A 17,974-nucleotide genomic window follows, 5' to 3' on the forward strand; every position below is an offset into this window, starting at 1 on the left:
CTTAAAAAATATTATTTACTTAAAATTCCAAAGTAGTCCGAATCGTGCCGACTACAATTGAATCATTTTGGCTATTATGTTCGGGATTGAAAATCGTAAAAAATCCAGGGGTAACAGCAATGTCATCGGTTAGTTGCCAACGATAAAATGCTTCGAGATGATATGCTGTATCAGGATCTTCAAATTCTGCGCCTAAATTATTTTCCATCACTTTTGGTGGTTGCCCAAAAACTAAGCCTAATAAACTATCTTCTCGACCCCAATCAGTCACGCTCAACATAATTGTCCAAGTCAAAATATCCGCTTGAGGAGTATCGGGTAAATCTTGAGCAGAGGCTTGAATTTAACCCAATCGACCGCCTAAACTAATGTTAGGTTGGAGTAAAAAAGAGAACTCTGGGCCAACACCATGAGTGGTAACATCTTCGCTATTCTCAAAGGGATTTTCGGCTAATTCACTGCCTGTACCAGTCCCAACATTGTTAGAGGTGTAGTTATAGGTCAAACTTAAGTTCAGTCGATCGCTAGGAAGAAAGGTTAATTGAGTTATCGCAGCGTAAGGATTTTGCAGCAATCCTCGATCTGGTTCGTTTGCCTCGTTACTGACATAACCCAGCGTAAAATTAAATTTTTTGCCAAAATCGTGCGCTAGAGCGATCGCTGTCCCTTCTGCTTGTCTACGAATGGGATTTTCTCGTCCAAAAAGTGAAATTGCCCCATCACCACTACCACTAAATAGAGGATTGATAGCGGGAATTAAATCTCCCAAACCTCCACCCAGGGCATATAGGTTTAGCCTAGTATTTTTAGCGAGCAAAATTTCGTATTCTATTTCATCAATTTCTACTTCATTATCATCTGCACCATCAAATCCTAAGTTAGCCATATTCGTATCGGTTGTTTTGGCAAATTCTGGAATATTGCGTCCTTGAAGACGGATCTGTAATTCATCTTTGCCCGTAAAACTGGTGATAAAATCAAGACGCAAGCGATTTCCTAACGTCAAACTGGTATCATTTTCATCCTGCCAAACTTCGGCTACGGCTATAATTGCTTCTCCTTCTAGTTCTACTTGAGGAGCAAAGGATTGTTTTTCTAAAGTATTGACTCGACTTTCGAGTTGGTTAACTCTAGTTTTCAGCCCAATAAATTTAGGTTCAAAATCTTGTTGTAAACGATTGATGGTCGCGATATCTTGTCGATTTAATAAATTATTTGTTTGTTTAATATTATCGAGGCATTGATACAGTAATATGCCAAAATAATTGCGAGTAATCACGGGAGGTGATTGCTCTAAAATATTATTTGCTAAACATTGATAACGACTATTTAAGCCTTGCAAAGCCTGAAACTGCCAGCTATTCAAATTAACCTTATGAAGTTGTAATACGGCAGGAATTTGAGATTCATTTCTTGTTTGTTCAATTTCTTGAACTTGAGTCAAAGGTAAGGCGTTAACGCAAGTGGAATTGCTAATTATTAATGGCAAACTAATTAAAACAAATTTGAATAACTTCAAAACTAAACTAATTAAATTTTTATGGACTCTAATCGTTGTTCGCACAAATTGAGTAAAGCTTCCGTATAAGGGCGACGTTCGGGAAACTGATTACTAAGATAAATATGACGGACTAAAGTTAAAGTTGTATATGCCGTAATAGCGCGATTATCTTTTGCTTGTGTGAGCTGAAGAAATTCTTTTTCTAAGGCAATTTCTCGCTCTTGCAGAGCTTTTATATTACCAAAAGTTCTTAAACTATATTCGGTAATATGTGCAATAAAATTACCAATATCTAAACTGGGATTACCTTGACAATATAGATCGAGGTCTAGTAAGTAAAAGCGATCGCGATCGACGATAATTTGATCGAAATAAAAATCACGATGAATTCCATAAACGGGATATTCTGGTACGCTTGCTCCTAAAACACGGCATTTGGCTAAAATAGTTTTAATTCGTGATTCCCATTGAGGATAATCTTGCCAAACTAATGGTAATTTCGCTTCTAAAATTGCCAATTCATCCGCCATTGTATGAGAACGTTGAGGAGGTATATTTACTTGATGGAGTTTATGGGCAACCTGAGCAATTTTTTGACTAACAGCAACTCCTTTATTTGTAGTTAAATAATTAATTACTAATTCCCCAGGTACTTTTTTTTGTAGCCACATTTCCCACTCAGGAATAATGCCCACAGGTTCGGGTACGGAAATGTTGTCATCACTATGATTATCAAAGCCACTATGCCACAGTTGTTTTTGTAGTCCGTAACTTTTGATATCTGTTCCTTTGGCGCGGATTTTGCCAATTACAACTAGAGGATTTTTTCCCTGGAAACTATATTCAATTAAGCAACGTTTTTGGGGTTTATAACGAATTACCTTAATTTGAACGAGACTGAAAGCAAGATGCTGAGGAAATATTTCTTTGACTTTAAACGGACAAATAACATCTTGTAAAAAAGGCATTTGTGGATCTTGAGCAATATTAAATCGATCCGTAACTACACAATTCATCTTGGCTATTGGTGACAAGTTAAGGGACTACGTTGTTTGTCAATCGATTTTAAGCTATTAGCTTTTCCGACATTTTCGCTCAACTTTAACTTTTGAGAGAGCGTTAACTATTTATTTTCACGACTATTTAAATACGATAAATCATCTCTTTTTCATTAGGCTTATGATTATTTTGCATTCGATAAAGTTGGGCATAGCGTCCATTTTGAGCAATTAAATTTCTGGGACTTCCTTGTTCAATTATTCGTCCTTTTTCGAGATAAATAATGATATCTGCTTGGGTAGCTAATGCCAAATCGTGAGTAATTAAAAATGTCGTGCGTTGTTGGGCTAATCGTTGCAAAGCTTCAATTACAGCTTGCTCATTTTCGCGATCTAAACCCGTAGTCGGTTCGTCTAAAATCAAAATCGGAGTGCGACGAATTGCGGTGCGAGCGATCGCTAGTCGTTGACGTTGACCTCCAGATAGAGTTGCGCCTCTTTCCCCTAAAACGGTATCGTATCCTTGGGGTAAACTAGTGATAAAACTGTCGATATTCGCCAAACGAGCAGCAGCAACAATCTCTGCATCGTTAACATTGTCTATACCGTAGGCAATATTTTCTTTGACCGTAGCAGCAAAAAGCAGACTTTCTTGTAATACTACACTCATCTGCGATCGCAAAGAAGCAATGGTATAGTTGCGAATATTTTCTCCATCAATCAGGATGCTTCCCGATGTAGGATCGTAAAGACGCAGCAGCAAACTCATCAAGGTTGATTTACCGCTGCCCGAAACTCCCGAAATTGCTACTAATTGTCCTGGTTTAATCGCTAAATTAATGCGATCGAGCAATTTTTGTCCCGACTCATAGGCAAAACTGACATTTTGAAAGGTAACTTCTCCGCGAAATACAGGTGCAATCTTTGCCTGGGGTGAATCTTGAATATCGGGGGTTTGCTGTAAAATATTTAAAATTCGCTCTCCAGAGGCAGCAGCTTTTGCCAAACGCCCCGTATATTTAGCAAAATTTTGCACGGGTTTAAAGGCATTTTTGAGATAGGTGAGAAAAACAATTACATCACCGGCAGTCAAAGCATCTCGCAAGACTAACCAAGAACCATACCACAGCACGATCGCCATACCCAAGGCAATTACCCCATCTACCGTTCGTTCCAAACTAGCCGATAAACGTTGAGTTTCGACGCTTTTAGACAAACTAGCCTTATTTTGCCGTGAAAATATCTGAGCAAACGCATTTTCTAAGGAAAGAGCCTGAATCAGTTCAATTGCACCAATAGATTCGGCGGCGGTAGCTGCGACTAAGCCTTCTTGCTTGCGTTGTTTGATTGAAGACTCCCGAATTCTTTGACTAAGGCGGTTAGCAGCAAAAGCAAATAGGGGCAGTGTCACCAAAGAAAGCAAGGTTAAATCGCGATCGAGCCAAAACATGGCTGCGATCGTTCCCAACAAAGTTAAAATGCTGATGACTAATGGTAAGGCAGCCGTCAACAAAATTTCCTGAAGGCGGTTAGCATCACTACTAATTCGCACGATTAGATCGCCACTTCTGGCTTTGGTGTGATAAGCCAGAGAAAGCTGCTGCAAATGACAGTACAGGCGATCGCGCACTTGAATCATGACGCGACTGCCGACAATTGCCAGAGATACCGTACTCCAATAGGCAGCTAATGCCCGTAATGCCGTCAGGGCTAAAATCGCTCCCGCACAGAGGGTTAATAACCAAATGGGTTCGAGTTGGGCTAAAATAGGATTAGGAAGCCGATTATCGCTTAAAACATAATCAAAAACGAATTTAAGCGGTAATGGTTCGAGGATGCGTAAAGTCACATCTGCCACCATTGCCAAACTTGCTAGAATTAGCAAAGACTTTTGTTGACGAAGATAAGGAGAGAAACGACGTAATACTTCTGCCAAAATCGGTAGTGCCTGATTTAGCGATCGCTGTTTCATCATGTTACCTCCGTAGTCTGTCGCTGCTTTTGAGTAGCAAACCACAAGATTTTTTCAACTACTCGTTCCCAAGTATGATGCTGTAAGATTTTGCCGCGGGCTGAATCTCCTAAACGACGACGCAGTAAAGGCGATCGCCATAATTGCTCTAAAGCATCTGCTAATGCCGTCGCATCTCCAGGGGGAACTAATAAACCATTTACCCCATCGTCAATAATTTGACTAATTTGACCGATGTTACTGGCGACAACTGGCAATCCTGCTGCCATATATTCATAAACTTTCAGGGGCGAAAAATAAAAGTCTTCACTGGGCGGATAGGGAGCTACTGCAACATCCATTTGCGCTAACCAATGAGGGACAGTTTGGGGAGAAACAGCACCCGTAAAATCCACCGCCGACTCGAGCTTTCTAGTGGCAATTTCTTGGCTTAGGCGATCGCGTTCTTTCCCATCTCCGACAAGTAACAGGCGCGCTTGGGGATAGTTGCGCTGAAAACGAGCAAAAGCATCAATTAAAATAGGCAATCCATGCCAGGGTTTTAACGAACCGACAAACCCCACCGTAAATTGAGAAGTCGAAAGTATGTATATTTTGAGCGGATAAATTGTGCTCAAACCGTTGCGGATTAACTCCATTAGGAACTACCTGAATTTTGTCGGTATCTGTCACATATTGACTCACATAATCTTTGATTTCACGGGAAACGGCGATAATTGTCGTGGCTGCTTGAAAAACTCTTTTGGCGATCGCTTCAGCTTGTTCTCGATCTACTAAACCTCGATGTTTATCCTGTTCTAAAATCAAAGGGGCATTCACTTCTAAAATTCCTGGAATCCCCATCTTGCGGGCGTATTCCATGCCACTGTAACTCCAGAGAGAATAACGCTCGTAAACAAAATCAAAAGGTTGAGTCAGAGTTAACTCTAATTCTAAATCGGGATTTATCGAGCGGGCGACTCGTTCTCTGACGGCTAGCTCTACTTTAGGGATAGTAGGAAGCTGATAGACTTTGACTTTTTGGAAATCTGGGGGGATTTCTTCGCCCAAACGGGTGGTAAATAAACAAACTTGGACATTTTTGTGCAATAAAGAGCGAATAACTTCCTGTACGTGAATCGAACATCCTTTTTGTCCGAATACAGGAATCCCAGGATCGACACAAACATAAGCAGCTCTCAAAATTAATATCTCCTCATTAAATGTAGTATTGAATTAAAAAGCTAAGAGCTACGAAAAGAAACATTTTGTAGGTTATACATCAAATCACCAACGCCTAAGTGAGAATTAGGATTGTTTGGTTTTGAGGCGACTCGGAAAAGTTGACGTAATGATGCTGCATTAGCGTGAATATTAAACTCTGATTCCATTAGTTTTCGCGCTTCAGTGGCAAATTTGACTCTTAAATAGGAATTATCTAGAAGTTTTCGCAACGCTAAAGCTAAAGCATCTGCATCCTTTTGAGGAACAATAAATCCAGTCTGTTCGTGACGAATTAATTCGGGAATTCCCGTGACATCAGTTCCCACACAAGGCGTACCTAAAGCCATTGCTTCTAATAGTACTGTCGGTAATCCATCGCGGTTGCCATCCTTGCCGATAATATAGGGCGCAGCAAAAACCGCAGCTTGTTGCACCAGCTCAAATACTTCATTTTGTGGACGCGCCCCCACAAGACATACTTGCTCTACTAAGCCCAGTGCCTCAATTTGGGTGTTTAATTGTCCGGCTAATTCGCCAGTACCGACGATTTGACATTGAAAATCACCACCCCACTGCTTGAGCAAATTACAAGCCTCAATCAAAATCGAAAGTCCTTTTTTTTCTACCAAGCGTCCTACAGAAATGATTAGTGGCGGGCGATTTTCGGGGGAGACATAAGTAAACCGATCTAAATCTAAACCATTATAAATGCGCTGTACACCATGGGCTACACTACCGTAAACTTGCTTGAGATACCGACGATTATAGTCACTCACCGTAACCACAACAGCACTATCGGCGATCTTGCGCGTCATATCTTCAGGAATGACACTATCGTGGAAAATGTCTTTCGCATGGGCGGTAAAAGTATAGGAAATATCGGCAAAATGGGCTGCTAAACGGGCAACACTGGTAGCCACCGAACCAAAATGAGCGTGTAAATGGGTGATTTGTCGCAAACATACTTCTCGTGCTAACCAGGCAGCTTGATAAACAACGCTAGCGCGTTCTCCAGCAGCAAACCCTAGCTTACGCCAAAAATCGGGAATAACCAGCGCAACTTCTTGTAATTCTGCCCAAAAATAACTCGCTGGAGTGGGAGACAAACTATTAAGGGAATCACTCACTCGCCCTTGAGTTGGCTTGCGAATATAGGTAACAGAAGCCCGCACTTTAGCAATAATATTCTGAAAATGACTATCACAGGTAGGACGCAGGGCAAAAATATCAATATCCAACCCTGCGGCTTCATGGGCTAAAATTTCGTTGACCACAAAAGTTTCACAATAGCGGGGATAGCGTTTGAGAACATAGCCTACTTTGATTAATTGTTGTTTCACGTTTTTCTATTTACTATTTACTACAGACGACACGTAATTGGGCGATTCTTCCAGGATTTCAGCTAAAAATTGCGGAATACGTTCCAATCCTCGAAAATCTAATTTTTGCCGAATTTTGGGAGTCGATTTTTCTTGACGCAACCATGCACTTAAAGATTCAGGACTCAATCTTTCGGGATGTAGCATATCTATCAATCCCAATTCCTGTAAAAGTTGCACTCGGATTAGCTGTTCTCGTCGCGGTTTAATTCTTGGTACGATTAACGCCCGTTTTTCAAAGGAGAGAATTTCACACGTGGTGTTGTATCCTCCCATCGAAATTACCCAATCAGCCCGTTCTAATAACAGTGTGGGTTCGGCAACATATTCTAATACCTGCAAGTCAGACCGCTTGTCTGTATAAGCTTGAATTTGCTGGCGCGTCTTTTGGGGCATCATTGGCCCTGTGATGATAACTCCCTGAGTATCTTGAGGAAACTCGCTTTGAGCAAAGGCTTTAGCTAATTCTCCTCCATCTTGCCCACCTCCCACCATACATAAAGCTAAACGTCCAGGTGGTAAGTTAAAAGTTGGTTGCAAGTGTTCCTGCGTCACAAATTGGAGTGCAGAACGTCGGTCGAGATAGCCTGTATAGCGAAATTTGGCGGTAACATCGGCACTCAAACCGTATTCTTGAATTGAATTATAGACTCGAGGATCGCCATAAACCCATACAGCATCGTAATAACGGCGAATGGTATCTTGATAATTATTTTGTTTCCAGCTGCGCCGAATTACCTTGGGTTCGTCTAAAACATCACGTAAACCGAGAACGCATCGGGTATTTGTCTCGTTTCGTAAGTAGTGTAGAGTAGCATTGAGTTCTCCCATTGCTCCCCTGGGTACATTATCGACAATCAAAACATCGGGTTTAAAGGTTTGTACTGTAGTGTGAATAATTTGCGATCGCAAATTAATAATTTCCTTTAAAGATAGATCCAATCGTCTTGCCTGATACTGTCCATCTGTGCTTTTATGTAGAGCGGGAAGAGTTAAGTAATCGATACCAGGAGGTATTTGAAACTGATTTGCATCCCCCATGCCACTAATCATCAAAATATCCGCATTAATAGCGGAGATGGCCAAGGTTTGAGCAATTAAGAGATTACGTCGCTTGTGTCCCAATCCCATCGTGTCGTGAGAATAGAGAATAATCCGCCACTTACGCTGCTGAGAATACTGCTGTGGAAAAATTTTAGGAGACTTGAGCTTATTCGATTTGTGAGGTTGCAGACTCGGCATTTTCGTTACATGGTGATTAGTAGTTGAGCCTCGTAAATAAGGAATAGCAATAGCCATAATTTCTCCTCCGCAAAGCGCGATCGAACATTATCTGGGTGTTATTTAGTAAAATCTTCTAGACTTACTTTATATTGCTCTAGCGAATTAGCCTTGATTAAACAGATGCAATTTAAAATGCCGAAAACATTATCTATAAATTAAATAAGTATTTAATAAAAGGTTAATTACACTTTTCAGTATGAAAAATAACCATGAAGCATCAATGAAAAATTGATGAGAAAGTTTTCATGAATCTTGGCGGTTACCAAAGTTGAGTCAAGATAAAAGCATTACTATGAGGAATAAAAAGAAGGCGATCGCCTTTCTAAAAAGTCTCGTTATATTCCCAGGCGATCGCGACTAATTAGATAGGTTTCTGCCCTGTTAAACCAATTTCTCCATAAGATAGTTCGAGAGTGTGGCTATATTGAGCGCGCAGAAAAGCCCAATAACCTATTGGATATCCAGAGTCTTTCGGTTCTTCAATAAGTACATCTTCAAGACGCGCTCTTTCACATAAGATATCCATCGATTCGCGACTCTTGCAACCAACACCCAGATGTGCCAATAAAGATAAAAGATGTACAGAAACGGTTTGAATTAAGACAATTACAAAAAGTCGAGTATTGTCAGTGAGCCAAACTACGGCAACACTTGCTGCATCAATACGTCGATGAACAACCTGCATCCCTGCATAAGTCGAATAGAATTCGATACTTCGCTCTATATTTGAAACAAGAGCGATGTGAGTGAGTCCGAAATTATGTGATACATAACGCGCATAATGCATACATATCAATCATTGTCAATCTTACAAGACGTTAATCAATAAGTTAAGCTTTGTCCAGGTATCAAAAAAGCGATCGCATTTGCTGTCAAGCTATTGGGATTGATTGATAATTCTTGAAAATTAAAGCCTAGTTCAATTAAATAAATTATCTAAAATTAAATTATGCTCCATACTTTTTGCTTGATCCCCCAACTAATGGCATGAAGCAATCCTATTAAGGCTAGACTCAACACAATTCCACACAAAAGTGCTGCAAGCGGTTCCCAAAGCCACCAAATTCATTCAAATCAATTTTTCCTGGAGGTAAAGCTTTGCGTTTCGGGCAATGGCTGGGTTTAATCGCCCTCATAATTTCTCTTTACATTCTGTGGCAAATTCGGCAAATCGTTCTGCTGCTATTTGCTGCGGTTATTTTGGCAACAGTCTTAAACCGAGTCGTGCGACGATTACAGAGATCGCGCGTCAAACGAGGATTTGCCATTGCTATTACAATTATTATTCTCCTGGCAGTCATCATTAGCTTTTTTGCGCTGATTGTACCGAGTATTGTTGAACAGTTACAACAATTAGTTGATATTGTGCCACAAGTATCCCAAAGACTAACTACTTGGTTTGAGTGGCTGCAATCTGTAATTCCTGGCTCAATGTTAGAACAATTCCAAGAGTTTAAAGGTTTAGAAAATCTCACTCAACAAGTACAAACATGGCTCTCGCGATTGCTAAACAACTTTTTTGTTTTGCTGAATAACTCTTTTAGTGTTGTCGTGAGCATCTTGCTGTTTCTGGTTCTAACCATCATGCTCTTAGCAAATCCTGCTCAATACCGACGCATTTTTATCTTGGCTTTTCCTGCCTTTTACCGCAGGCGGGTTGATGAGATTCTTGGCGAGTGCGAAGCTGCGTTGGTTGGCTGGATTAAAGGTACACTAATCGCTATGGCTGTTATCGCCTTGGTGTCTTTTATTGGGTTGTCAATCTTGGGAGTTCCACTGCCTTTTGTTAACGCGACGTTGGCAGGTTTATTAGAATTTATTCCCAATCTCGGGCCAACCTTGAGCGTCATACCACCGGCACTGCTTGCCTTGCTCGATGCCCCTTGGAAATCTCTGGCAGTAATATTGCTTTACCTCGCGATTCAGCAGTTTGAAAGCCTAGTTTTAGTGCCTCTGCTTATGAAACAAGAGGCAGATCTGTTGCCAGTATTTACAATCTTGGCAGTTGTGGTTTTTTCTAGCTTGTTCGGATTCTTGGGTTTATTTCTCGCTATTCCTCTATTGATTGTGGTGCAGATTTGGCTCAAAGAAGCTTTAGTTAAAGATATTCTCAACAAATGGAATTCAAATAGAACTAACAATTCAAATTAGAATTTTTGCAATTAGTTTTTTCTGTAATCAGACTAACTATAATGCTTCTATAATGCTTCAAAAGTCAATTTGACCGCTCAATTACAGAGCCGCGTCCTCTGGTGTAAACTTGCGTAAACTCGGCACCGAGTAGAAGAATTTGAGCCGAAAAAAAGACCCAAATCAAGACGATAACTAAAGAGCTGGCTGCGCCATAACTAGAACCGATGCTGCTATTACCGAGATATAAGCCAATTAAAAACTTGCCAATCGTAAATAATAAAGCAGAGGTAGTGGCTCCAATCCAAATATTGCTCCAAGCAATATTAATATCGGGCAGCACCTTATAAAGTAAAGCAAATAACAGCGTTGTTCCCCCAAAAGAAAAGATCAAATTGAGTATCTGCCCCAGTTGAATCCATTGTGGAATATAGATGTCCAAAAAAATTAGCGATCGCAGCAAGTACAGCACTAAAAATCAGGGAAACTAGTAACAAAAAACCAATAATTAACAACGGCGCGAGCGAGAAAATTGTATAAAAAGCGATTCCCGCAGCCCATAGCGACACTTTATCTTGTTGCCACTCGATAGCCGTATTCTTAAACAGTACCCAAATCGTTTTTAGTTGCATTTCTAATCGGGCAATAATCTATAAATACTTTTTTAATTACTATTTATAGAACAAATGCGACAAACCGCGATCGCCCAAGGGGTTACTACAGCAGCAGGAGTAGATAGTAACACTCTAGTACGGATACGGATAGAACTGGCATTAAACCGTTCAGTCGCCAAGCAGTAGAAATATTTAGCTCGTACTAATAATCCACAAGTTGTTATACCTGTGGATTATGTCTGATAAAAGCGATCGCCAGAAAACGATTACTAACTTATACTAACTCTTATAGAGATTCGGGGAATGAGAATGACTTCCAACCATTGGCTGAGAAGCTCGCCGAGCGCATCGCAACTATATAAATATAAACCATAGCTAAATCTCTTTGATTTAACAAAGCTAATAGCTAACCGCTTTGTGGTTTAATCGTTTGAGTAAGTAAATTGTTTGTCGGCAGTTTGTTTTCTAGAAATGGTTTTACTGTTCAGTACGCGCTCTAAGATCCTTTCTACTAAAGCAGCAAACATAGGATCACCACGGTGACGAGGACGAGACAGAGGAACAGGTATATCTAACTCCACTCCACCTGCTTCTAATAAGACAACGCGATCAGCTAGTGTTACTGCTTCTTCAACATCATGGGTGATTAGTAAGGTCGTGAATTGTTGTGACTGCCACAGATGCTCGATTAAACGCTGCATTTCTATACGGGTTAGGGCATCGAGCGCACCTAAAGGTTCGTCTAACAGGAGTAAGCGCGGTTGACTGACTAAGGCTCGTGCTAAGGCAACTCGTTGACGCTGTCCGCCAGAAAGTGTAGCAATCCAGTCATTGGCGCGATCGCCTAAACCAACCTGTTCTAACGCCCACCTAGCCCTGGGTTTCCAATTACCCCGTAGTCCTAAGCCAACGTTGTCTAAAACTCGTTTCCAAAGCAATAACCGCTCATCCTGAAACATCATGCGTGCGGACTGGTTTAACTTGCCTAAAGGTTCTCCCTCAATTAATACGCCTCCACTGGTGGGAATCTCTAACCCAGCAATTAGTCTTAACAGGGTACTTTTGCCACAGCCACTGCGTCCGACGATCGCCACAAATTCTCCAGGGGCAACTTCTAAATCTAATTTTTGTAAAACCTTTTGTTTGCCAAAGGCTTTAGTTAACTCTAAAATTTTGAGGTCTGTTCCTTGTGTAGTCGATTTCATAAGCCGTTTGGTAATTAAAATTGATAACTGGGATGCCATTGCAGCAATTTCGTTTCTAGTAGACGAGCGATCGCATCTGCTAATTTTCCTAACAAAGCGTACAATAAGATGGCGAACACCACTACATCCGTTTGCATAAATTCGCGAGCATTCATTGCCAGGTAGCCAATTCCCGAGTTAGCGGCGATCGTTTCTGCCACAATCAATGTCAGCCACATAATTCCTAAAGCAAAACGCACGCCCACCAAAATCGACGGTAATGCACCAGGAAGAATAATTTGCCAAAACAGCTCCCAGAATGAGAGTCCATAAATCTTGCCCATTTCTAACAAACCCCGATCAATAGTACGAATTCCCAGATAGGTATTGATGTAGATGGGAAATAAAACCCCGATCGCTACTAAAAAAACTCTGCCAGCATCACCTATACCAAACCAGAGAATTACTAAGGGAATCATCGCTAGATGGGGAATGTTGCGTAACATCTGTATCGAGGTATCTAATAAAAGTTCCGACCAACGAAAGACACCGTTTAATAAACCTAAAACAAAGCCGATTAAACCGCCGATAATAAAACCCCACATCGCCCGCACCGCACTGACATAAATATGTTTGTACAATTCACCTGTGCTAGCTAAATGAATACCTGCTCTTGCTACAGCTATAGGTGTAGGCAAAACCTTAGTAGAAATCCAACCTATCTGCGCCAATACTTGCCAAACCAAAATCAGCAGAATTGGTACTATCCAAGGAGAAAGTAAATTTATTTGTTTCTTATTTAAAATCTTATTCATCTGCAAAAAGTTAAAAGTTAAAAGTTAAAAATAACTTTCTGTTTGACTAGCTAAAAGCTAAGAGCGCAGCGCGTACGCAAGGGGCTGTCCTAAAGCACTAGCTCCGCGTCGTCCTTTAGGACTGGCAAATCGAAGATTTGCGCAGCTAAGAGCGAAGCTCCTTAATCCACAGTGGTTGCTGTTTGACCCTTAAGTTCCTGCTGGGAAAAATTATTATTCGCTACAATTTCACCAAACGGACTAAACATTACCTGCTGCTGGAGTGCTGGCAGATTTTCTAGCGGTAAACGAGGGAATAACAATTCTGCTACACGATATGCCTCTTCTAGATGGGGATAGCCAGATAAGATAAAAGTCTCGATTCCCAAGTCGGCATACTCTGACATTCTTGCTACTACTGTATCTGGATCTCCTACTAGGGCAGTTCCTGCCCCGCCTCTAACCAAACCAATACCAGCCCACAAATTAGGACTAATTTCTAACGCTTCACGCTTGCCGAGGTGCAGTTGACTCATGCGCTTTTGTCCTTCCGAGTCCATGCGAGAATAAACTTTTTGAGCAGTGGCGATCGCGTCTTCGTCTACATATTTAATTAATCGATTAGCTGCATCCCAAGCTTCGCTTTCGGTTTCCCGCACGATAACGTGCAAACGAATCCCAAAGCGCAACTTCCGTCCCTCTACTTCTGCCAGACGGCGCACCTGGGCAATCTTTTGAGCTACTTGTTGTGGAGGTTCTCCCCAGGTTAAATAGACATCTACGTGTTTGGCTGCAATCCGTTGGGCGATCGCCGAAGAACCGCCAAACCACAAAGGCGGATAGGGTTTCTGTACTGGAGAAAACATCAATTTGCCACCGCAAATGCTGAGGTAATCGCCTAGAAAATTAGTTTCTTCTTCACTAGTAAGCGATCGCCAGGTAGTGAGAAATTCATCTGTTAGTCGATAACGTTCTTGATGTCCCAGGTGTAATCCATCTCCTGCTAACTCGACCGGATCGCCACCCGTCACGACGTTAATCAGTAAGCGTCCGCCAGACAAGCGATCGAAGGTAGCAGCCATACGTGCAGCAACTCCTGGCAAAACTAAACCTGGACGCACCGCCACCAAAAAGCGCATCTGTTGTGTCTGCGCCATTAGAGTTGAGGCAACAATCCAGGCATCTTCGCAGGAACGCCCCGTAGGTAGTAATGCGCCAGTATAGCCTAAGCGATCGACAGCTTGAGCGATTTGTGTCAGATAGGTGATATCGGTTGAGCGTCCGCCGATTCCAGTACCTAAATAACGACCATCTCCATAGGAATACAGGCTGATAAAGTTGCACTTAATCCCAAGCTAAGGGCAAACAGAAGCGAACCAGGTCGAAGGTAGGCACGCTTCAAAGTTTGGTAGCTACCGTTAGTAGGATAGCTTGAAATAGTTTTGAGAAATGATTTTGAGCAAAAAACCACAATTTAACCCTCTTTTTTTTTGAGAGTGGAACTAGATTGTTTAGAAAATTCGTATTGCTATATTAAAGCACAAATTATTTTAAAATGGTTTCAAAATAATTTAAAATTCATTTAAATTTTATTTACAATTCAAAAAGAGGCCAATTTCTCTTTAGAGGAGTCTAAAACAATGAAGTCAGAAGTCAGAAGTCAGATACTTACCAACAAGAAGCGATCGCGCAACATAAAGGCTATGAATATTCTCGCTAGAATACTTTTGAAAGCTAAAATCAAAAATTATGAGCCAAAAAACCAATCGACGTAACTTCCTCATAAGTAGCGTAGCAGCAGCAACTGCTATTGGTAGCGAAGCTTTAACAAAAAAACCAACCCGCGCCTCTTCATCGACAATTAAATCTATGCCAGAAAGAATATTAGGCAAGACCCAAATTAATTTACCAGTTTTGGGCTTGGGTGGAGCTGGGCAAACTCCCATTTCCCATGAAGAGCAAGAAGTTGAAGCTATCGCTTTAATTGAGAAAGCTTTAACATTAGGCATCAAATATTACGATACCGCAGCCAGCTATGGGCCTTCAGAGGAACGCTTTGGTAAAGTTTTACCGACCTATCGCGATCGCATTTATCTCAACAGTAAAACCGCAGCAAGAGATTACGATGGTGCTTGGCGGGAATTAGAGCGTTCGTTAAAACGTCTTAAGACAGATTATCTTAATTCTTGGCAATTACACCACGTTTCCTTCACCGATGAATTAGATACCATTTTTAGCGACAGAGGCGCAATCAAAGCTGTTGAAGAAGCCAAAGAGCAAGGATTGATCAAATTTTCGGGAATTACAGGACATCACGAACCAGAAGTTATTGCCGAGGGGTTGCGTCGCTACGATTTTGATACGACTTTGATCTCTCTCAATGCTGCCGATGTTCATCATCCCCGCCCATTTTCCCGTACCGTCTTGCCAGTAGCACGAGAAAAAAATGTTGGTACGATCGCTATGAAAGTTCCTGCATACGGTAGATTATTACAACCTGGTATCTTATCCAGTATGGAACAAGCTATGGGGTATAGCCTCTCTTTACCTGGAGTACATTGTTGCATCATAGCTGCCGAAAATCCCGAACAACTAGAATCTAATGTTGCCGTAGCGCGCAATTACACTCCTTTAGACACAGCACAAATGACCCAAATAGAACAATTAACTGCCAACGCTGGAGAAGATGGCGCATTCTTTCGTCAATGGACTTAAAATACCAGACACTCATGCTGACTTACTTAATGCCTGCTATTTTGTTTATTTAAACACATCTAAATTCAATTCTTGGGGTACTCCCATCCAAGAAGCATAATCGGTGTGGTCTTTGAGATCATTACCTGTAAGTGGATGAATCAATATTGTCAGATCATTTCTGTTTAAGGCTAACCAGGTTAACAAATCTGTATGATTGCTGCGATCAAAGGCTAATTGACAACTCCAACTCGGATGAGGGCCAATAGGTCTATGGTGCATCCGTCCCACTATTAGTGAAAACCTTTTTCCTGCTTCTTCACACAATACTTTTGCTTGTTCGACAGTGAATTCATCAAAGTAAACGTGGGCGTGATATTTTTCAATCGAACTGATGTTTTGAAATTCCATTTCTAATTCTTCTCTAAAAAAGCGATCTCTTTCTTCTAAAAGCCAGATTATATAAGGATGGAAAGTAAAAGCGATCGCCTTAACTTTATCTCTTTTCTTTAATTTAAGTCTAGTCAATAATGCAGATATCTCCCAGCAAAAAAAGCTTGGTTTGGGGATTAAGCTTCTCAGTATCATTAATAGCGATCGCCAAATTTCTTGCTCAAAAACCAAGTCCTCAGTTTATCAAAGCCGAGCGCCAGCCTAATAAACATAAGAAAAACAGTTATTTCTTGCTTCTTCTCCTCGCTCAGGATGACAACAGTTTTTTAAGTGGCGATCGCGATTACGGTAACTGAAGGTTGGCGGGGTGGAATTATTATTCCTTCTAACTAATTCTTGAGCGATCGCCACTTAAACGATTACTAACTTTTACTAACTCTTGTAGAGATTCTTTGAGTCGTTGATCGCTCTCTTGGTCGAGTTGAACTGCCCCATCTGATTGCAGTTGAATTTGTTTGTCTACTAAATTGATAATTTATTTGCATTTAAAAGATGCGACCAAAGAATCATTATCTTTTAGTAATCGTTCAAGTTGTTCAGATGCTGTTAATTGTTGACGGACATGAAAATCGATAAACAGACTAACTATCTCCGCTATTACTGAGCGAATTCGCTCTGGTGATTGAGTAGTCGGAAGATCTAAAGCAGTAACTTTCAAAGTAGAATCGAGGCGATCGACAATAGAAAAATGATTTGCTCCCTCTAACAAAACCAAATAAGCATCACCTTGTTCTCTAGAAATAGCTTCTTCAAATGTACGTACAACAGGAGTTGCTGCGGTTTGCCATTCATCAATGCCATAGATACGGCTGTTATTAGCAATCACTCCATCGCAAGTGCCTCCAATTAACAACATTGGTGCAGAAGAAGGCAAAGCTAAAATAGTAGCTCGATTGTAACCTAATTGTATTGGAGCAGCAGAGTGAGCTCCATAACTAAAAGCAGCAGCTACTTGGCTAAAAAGTTGAGTGTTAGCATTTTCTAAAGCTATCCTACCACCAGCCGAATGTCCGCCTAAAATAATCTTTTGCAGATCTAACAAACCTGCTAGTACGCCAAATGTGTTTAAATGCTCTAATTCAGCTAAAAGTGTAGGTAAAGCTGAAGCACTGGGAATAGTACCGTAAACATCCGGTGAAAGCGCAGCAAAATTAACACCAGGAGTAAGTGAAATGTTCCCAGGAATATTTTCCGCTAGCCAGTTGAACAAAACTATTACTAATCCACGAGCAGCCAACTTTAAAGCCAACCATTCGTACATTGCTAAATTACAATTGATACCACTGAAGAAAATTACTACGGGAAAAGGAGCTTCAGCTCGATTAGCAGGATAGTCAGAGAATGTCTGCTGACTATTTGGAGTTAGTGCGGGATAGAATACTTAATTTGTATTGTATCGTATGGTGGTTGAGCATTTTCGACTTTAGTGGCTTTCCAAAAAGCTTGAACAATCATTTATTTATATATTAAGCTGCATCGATCATTATAATTTCCCCTTGATGTGGATATGTAGATAGTTAAAAAATACGTCATTAGTAGGAATAAAACCAGCTTGGAAATATAATGTTCACTCAGCTTACGGCTAGTTGTTACCGAGTGTTTTGGCTCAGTAACTCCTGAGTGCCATAGAAAAAATATCTAAAGTATTTAAACCAAAGTGTTTAACAATTAACTTTAATTTTGTTGTCTAACCTCAGAATTAATTTATCAGTATTTCGTGACTCCACTTGATGACTTTTTATAGATGTTTCAGTCAAGGTTGAGTTGA

At 40.8% G+C, this 17,974-nt stretch carries 18 protein-coding genes and 1 pseudogene; 3 read left to right on the forward strand and 16 right to left on the reverse strand.

Going from position 1 to position 17,974, the window contains the following annotated elements; translation table 11 throughout:
* Window positions 1–19: 19 nt before the first annotated feature.
* From V6C71_01615 to V6C71_01650, 8 genes and pseudogenes are all read right to left on the reverse strand, one after another.
* Window positions 20–1,564, reverse strand: a pseudogene (locus V6C71_01615) (iron uptake porin).
* The gene (locus V6C71_01620; GenBank protein HEY9767188.1) at window positions 1,531–2,517 is read right to left on the reverse strand and encodes a phosphotransferase; all 987 of its coding nucleotides are present in this window, start codon (window positions 2,515–2,517) and stop codon (window positions 1,531–1,533) included. The pseudogene V6C71_01615 and the gene V6C71_01620 overlap by 34 nt, the downstream one beginning before the upstream one ends.
* A gap of 127 nt (window positions 2,518–2,644) precedes the next feature.
* Window positions 2,645–4,516 carry an ABC transporter ATP-binding protein gene (locus V6C71_01625; protein HEY9767189.1) on the reverse strand — a complete coding sequence of 624 codons (1,872 nt, stop codon included), beginning with the start codon at window positions 4,514–4,516 and terminating at the stop codon, window positions 2,645–2,647.
* On the reverse strand, window positions 4,471–4,998 hold the full coding sequence (locus V6C71_01630; protein HEY9767190.1) for a glycosyltransferase: 528 nt from the start codon (window positions 4,996–4,998) through the stop codon (window positions 4,471–4,473). Before V6C71_01630 ends, V6C71_01625 begins: the two co-directional genes overlap by 46 nt.
* The gene (locus V6C71_01635; protein ID HEY9767191.1) at window positions 4,982–5,653 is read right to left on the reverse strand and encodes a glycosyltransferase family 4 protein; all 672 of its coding nucleotides are present in this window, start codon (window positions 5,651–5,653) and stop codon (window positions 4,982–4,984) included. The genes V6C71_01630 and V6C71_01635 overlap by 17 nt, the downstream gene beginning before the upstream one ends.
* A gap of 41 nt (window positions 5,654–5,694) precedes the next feature.
* Window positions 5,695–7,014, reverse strand: coding sequence for a glycosyltransferase (locus tag V6C71_01640; GenBank protein ID HEY9767192.1), 1,320 nt, complete (start codon window positions 7,012–7,014; stop codon window positions 5,695–5,697).
* A 6-nt stretch (window positions 7,015–7,020) separates the two neighbouring features.
* On the reverse strand, window positions 7,021–8,352 hold the full coding sequence (locus tag V6C71_01645; protein ID HEY9767193.1) for a glycosyltransferase: 1,332 nt from the start codon (window positions 8,350–8,352) through the stop codon (window positions 7,021–7,023).
* Window positions 8,353–8,698: 346 nt separating this feature from the next.
* Complete coding sequence (locus V6C71_01650) at window positions 8,699–9,022, reverse strand: hypothetical protein (protein HEY9767194.1); 324 nt, start codon at window positions 9,020–9,022, stop codon at window positions 8,699–8,701.
* Between the two features lie 413 nt (window positions 9,023–9,435).
* Here V6C71_01650 and V6C71_01655 point away from each other — a divergent pair, with 413 nt between their 5' ends.
* Window positions 9,436–10,488: an AI-2E family transporter gene (locus V6C71_01655; protein HEY9767195.1), complete on the forward strand. Its 1,053-nt coding sequence runs from the start codon at window positions 9,436–9,438 to the stop codon at window positions 10,486–10,488.
* A 64-nt stretch (window positions 10,489–10,552) separates the two neighbouring features.
* Here the strand turns inward: V6C71_01655 and V6C71_01660 are convergent, their stop codons facing one another.
* The 6 genes from V6C71_01660 to V6C71_01685 all read right to left on the reverse strand — a co-directional run bounded on the left by V6C71_01660 (window position 10,553) and on the right by V6C71_01685 (window position 14,530).
* Window positions 10,553–10,930, reverse strand: coding sequence for a YhjD/YihY/BrkB family envelope integrity protein (locus V6C71_01660; GenBank protein ID HEY9767196.1), 378 nt, complete (start codon window positions 10,928–10,930; stop codon window positions 10,553–10,555).
* The gene (locus tag V6C71_01665; protein HEY9767197.1) at window positions 10,812–11,099 is read right to left on the reverse strand and encodes a YhjD/YihY/BrkB family envelope integrity protein; all 288 of its coding nucleotides are present in this window, start codon (window positions 11,097–11,099) and stop codon (window positions 10,812–10,814) included. Before V6C71_01665 ends, V6C71_01660 begins: the two co-directional genes overlap by 119 nt.
* Before the next feature lie 404 nt (window positions 11,100–11,503).
* Window positions 11,504–12,286, reverse strand: a complete 783-nt coding sequence (locus tag V6C71_01670; protein ID HEY9767198.1) for an ATP-binding cassette domain-containing protein — start codon at window positions 12,284–12,286, stop codon at window positions 11,504–11,506.
* 14 nt (window positions 12,287–12,300) lie between these two features.
* The gene (gene ssuC / locus V6C71_01675; GenBank protein ID HEY9767199.1) at window positions 12,301–13,080 is read right to left on the reverse strand and encodes an aliphatic sulfonate ABC transporter permease SsuC; all 780 of its coding nucleotides are present in this window, start codon (window positions 13,078–13,080) and stop codon (window positions 12,301–12,303) included.
* Window positions 13,081–13,241: 161 nt separating this feature from the next.
* Window positions 13,242–14,408: an FMNH2-dependent alkanesulfonate monooxygenase gene (gene ssuD / locus V6C71_01680; protein HEY9767200.1), complete on the reverse strand. Its 1,167-nt coding sequence runs from the start codon at window positions 14,406–14,408 to the stop codon at window positions 13,242–13,244.
* Complete coding sequence (locus V6C71_01685) at window positions 14,357–14,530, reverse strand: hypothetical protein (protein HEY9767201.1); 174 nt, start codon at window positions 14,528–14,530, stop codon at window positions 14,357–14,359. Before V6C71_01685 ends, ssuD begins: the two co-directional genes overlap by 52 nt.
* Before the next feature lie 278 nt (window positions 14,531–14,808).
* Between V6C71_01685 and V6C71_01690 the strand changes: the two genes are divergently transcribed.
* Window positions 14,809–15,774: an aldo/keto reductase gene (locus V6C71_01690; protein HEY9767202.1), complete on the forward strand. Its 966-nt coding sequence runs from the start codon at window positions 14,809–14,811 to the stop codon at window positions 15,772–15,774.
* 45 nt (window positions 15,775–15,819) lie between these two features.
* On the opposite strand, the gene V6C71_01695 is transcribed toward V6C71_01690, so the two are convergent.
* Window positions 15,820–16,281 (reverse strand): DOPA 4,5-dioxygenase family protein, encoded by a 462-nt coding sequence (locus V6C71_01695; protein HEY9767203.1) that lies wholly within the window; start codon window positions 16,279–16,281, stop codon window positions 15,820–15,822.
* A gap of 2 nt (window positions 16,282–16,283) precedes the next feature.
* On the opposite strand from V6C71_01695, the gene V6C71_01700 reads away from it, so the two are divergent.
* Window positions 16,284–16,502, forward strand: a complete 219-nt coding sequence (locus V6C71_01700; GenBank protein HEY9767204.1) for a hypothetical protein — start codon at window positions 16,284–16,286, stop codon at window positions 16,500–16,502.
* A gap of 179 nt (window positions 16,503–16,681) precedes the next feature.
* Here V6C71_01700 and V6C71_01705 read toward each other — a convergent pair whose 3' ends face one another.
* Complete coding sequence (locus V6C71_01705) at window positions 16,682–17,467, reverse strand: dienelactone hydrolase (protein ID HEY9767205.1); 786 nt, start codon at window positions 17,465–17,467, stop codon at window positions 16,682–16,684.
* Window positions 17,468–17,974: the final 507 nt, after the last annotated feature.

Source organism: Coleofasciculaceae cyanobacterium, assembly GCA_036703275.1.
Taxonomy (GTDB): Bacteria; Cyanobacteriota; Cyanobacteriia; order Cyanobacteriales; family Xenococcaceae; genus Waterburya.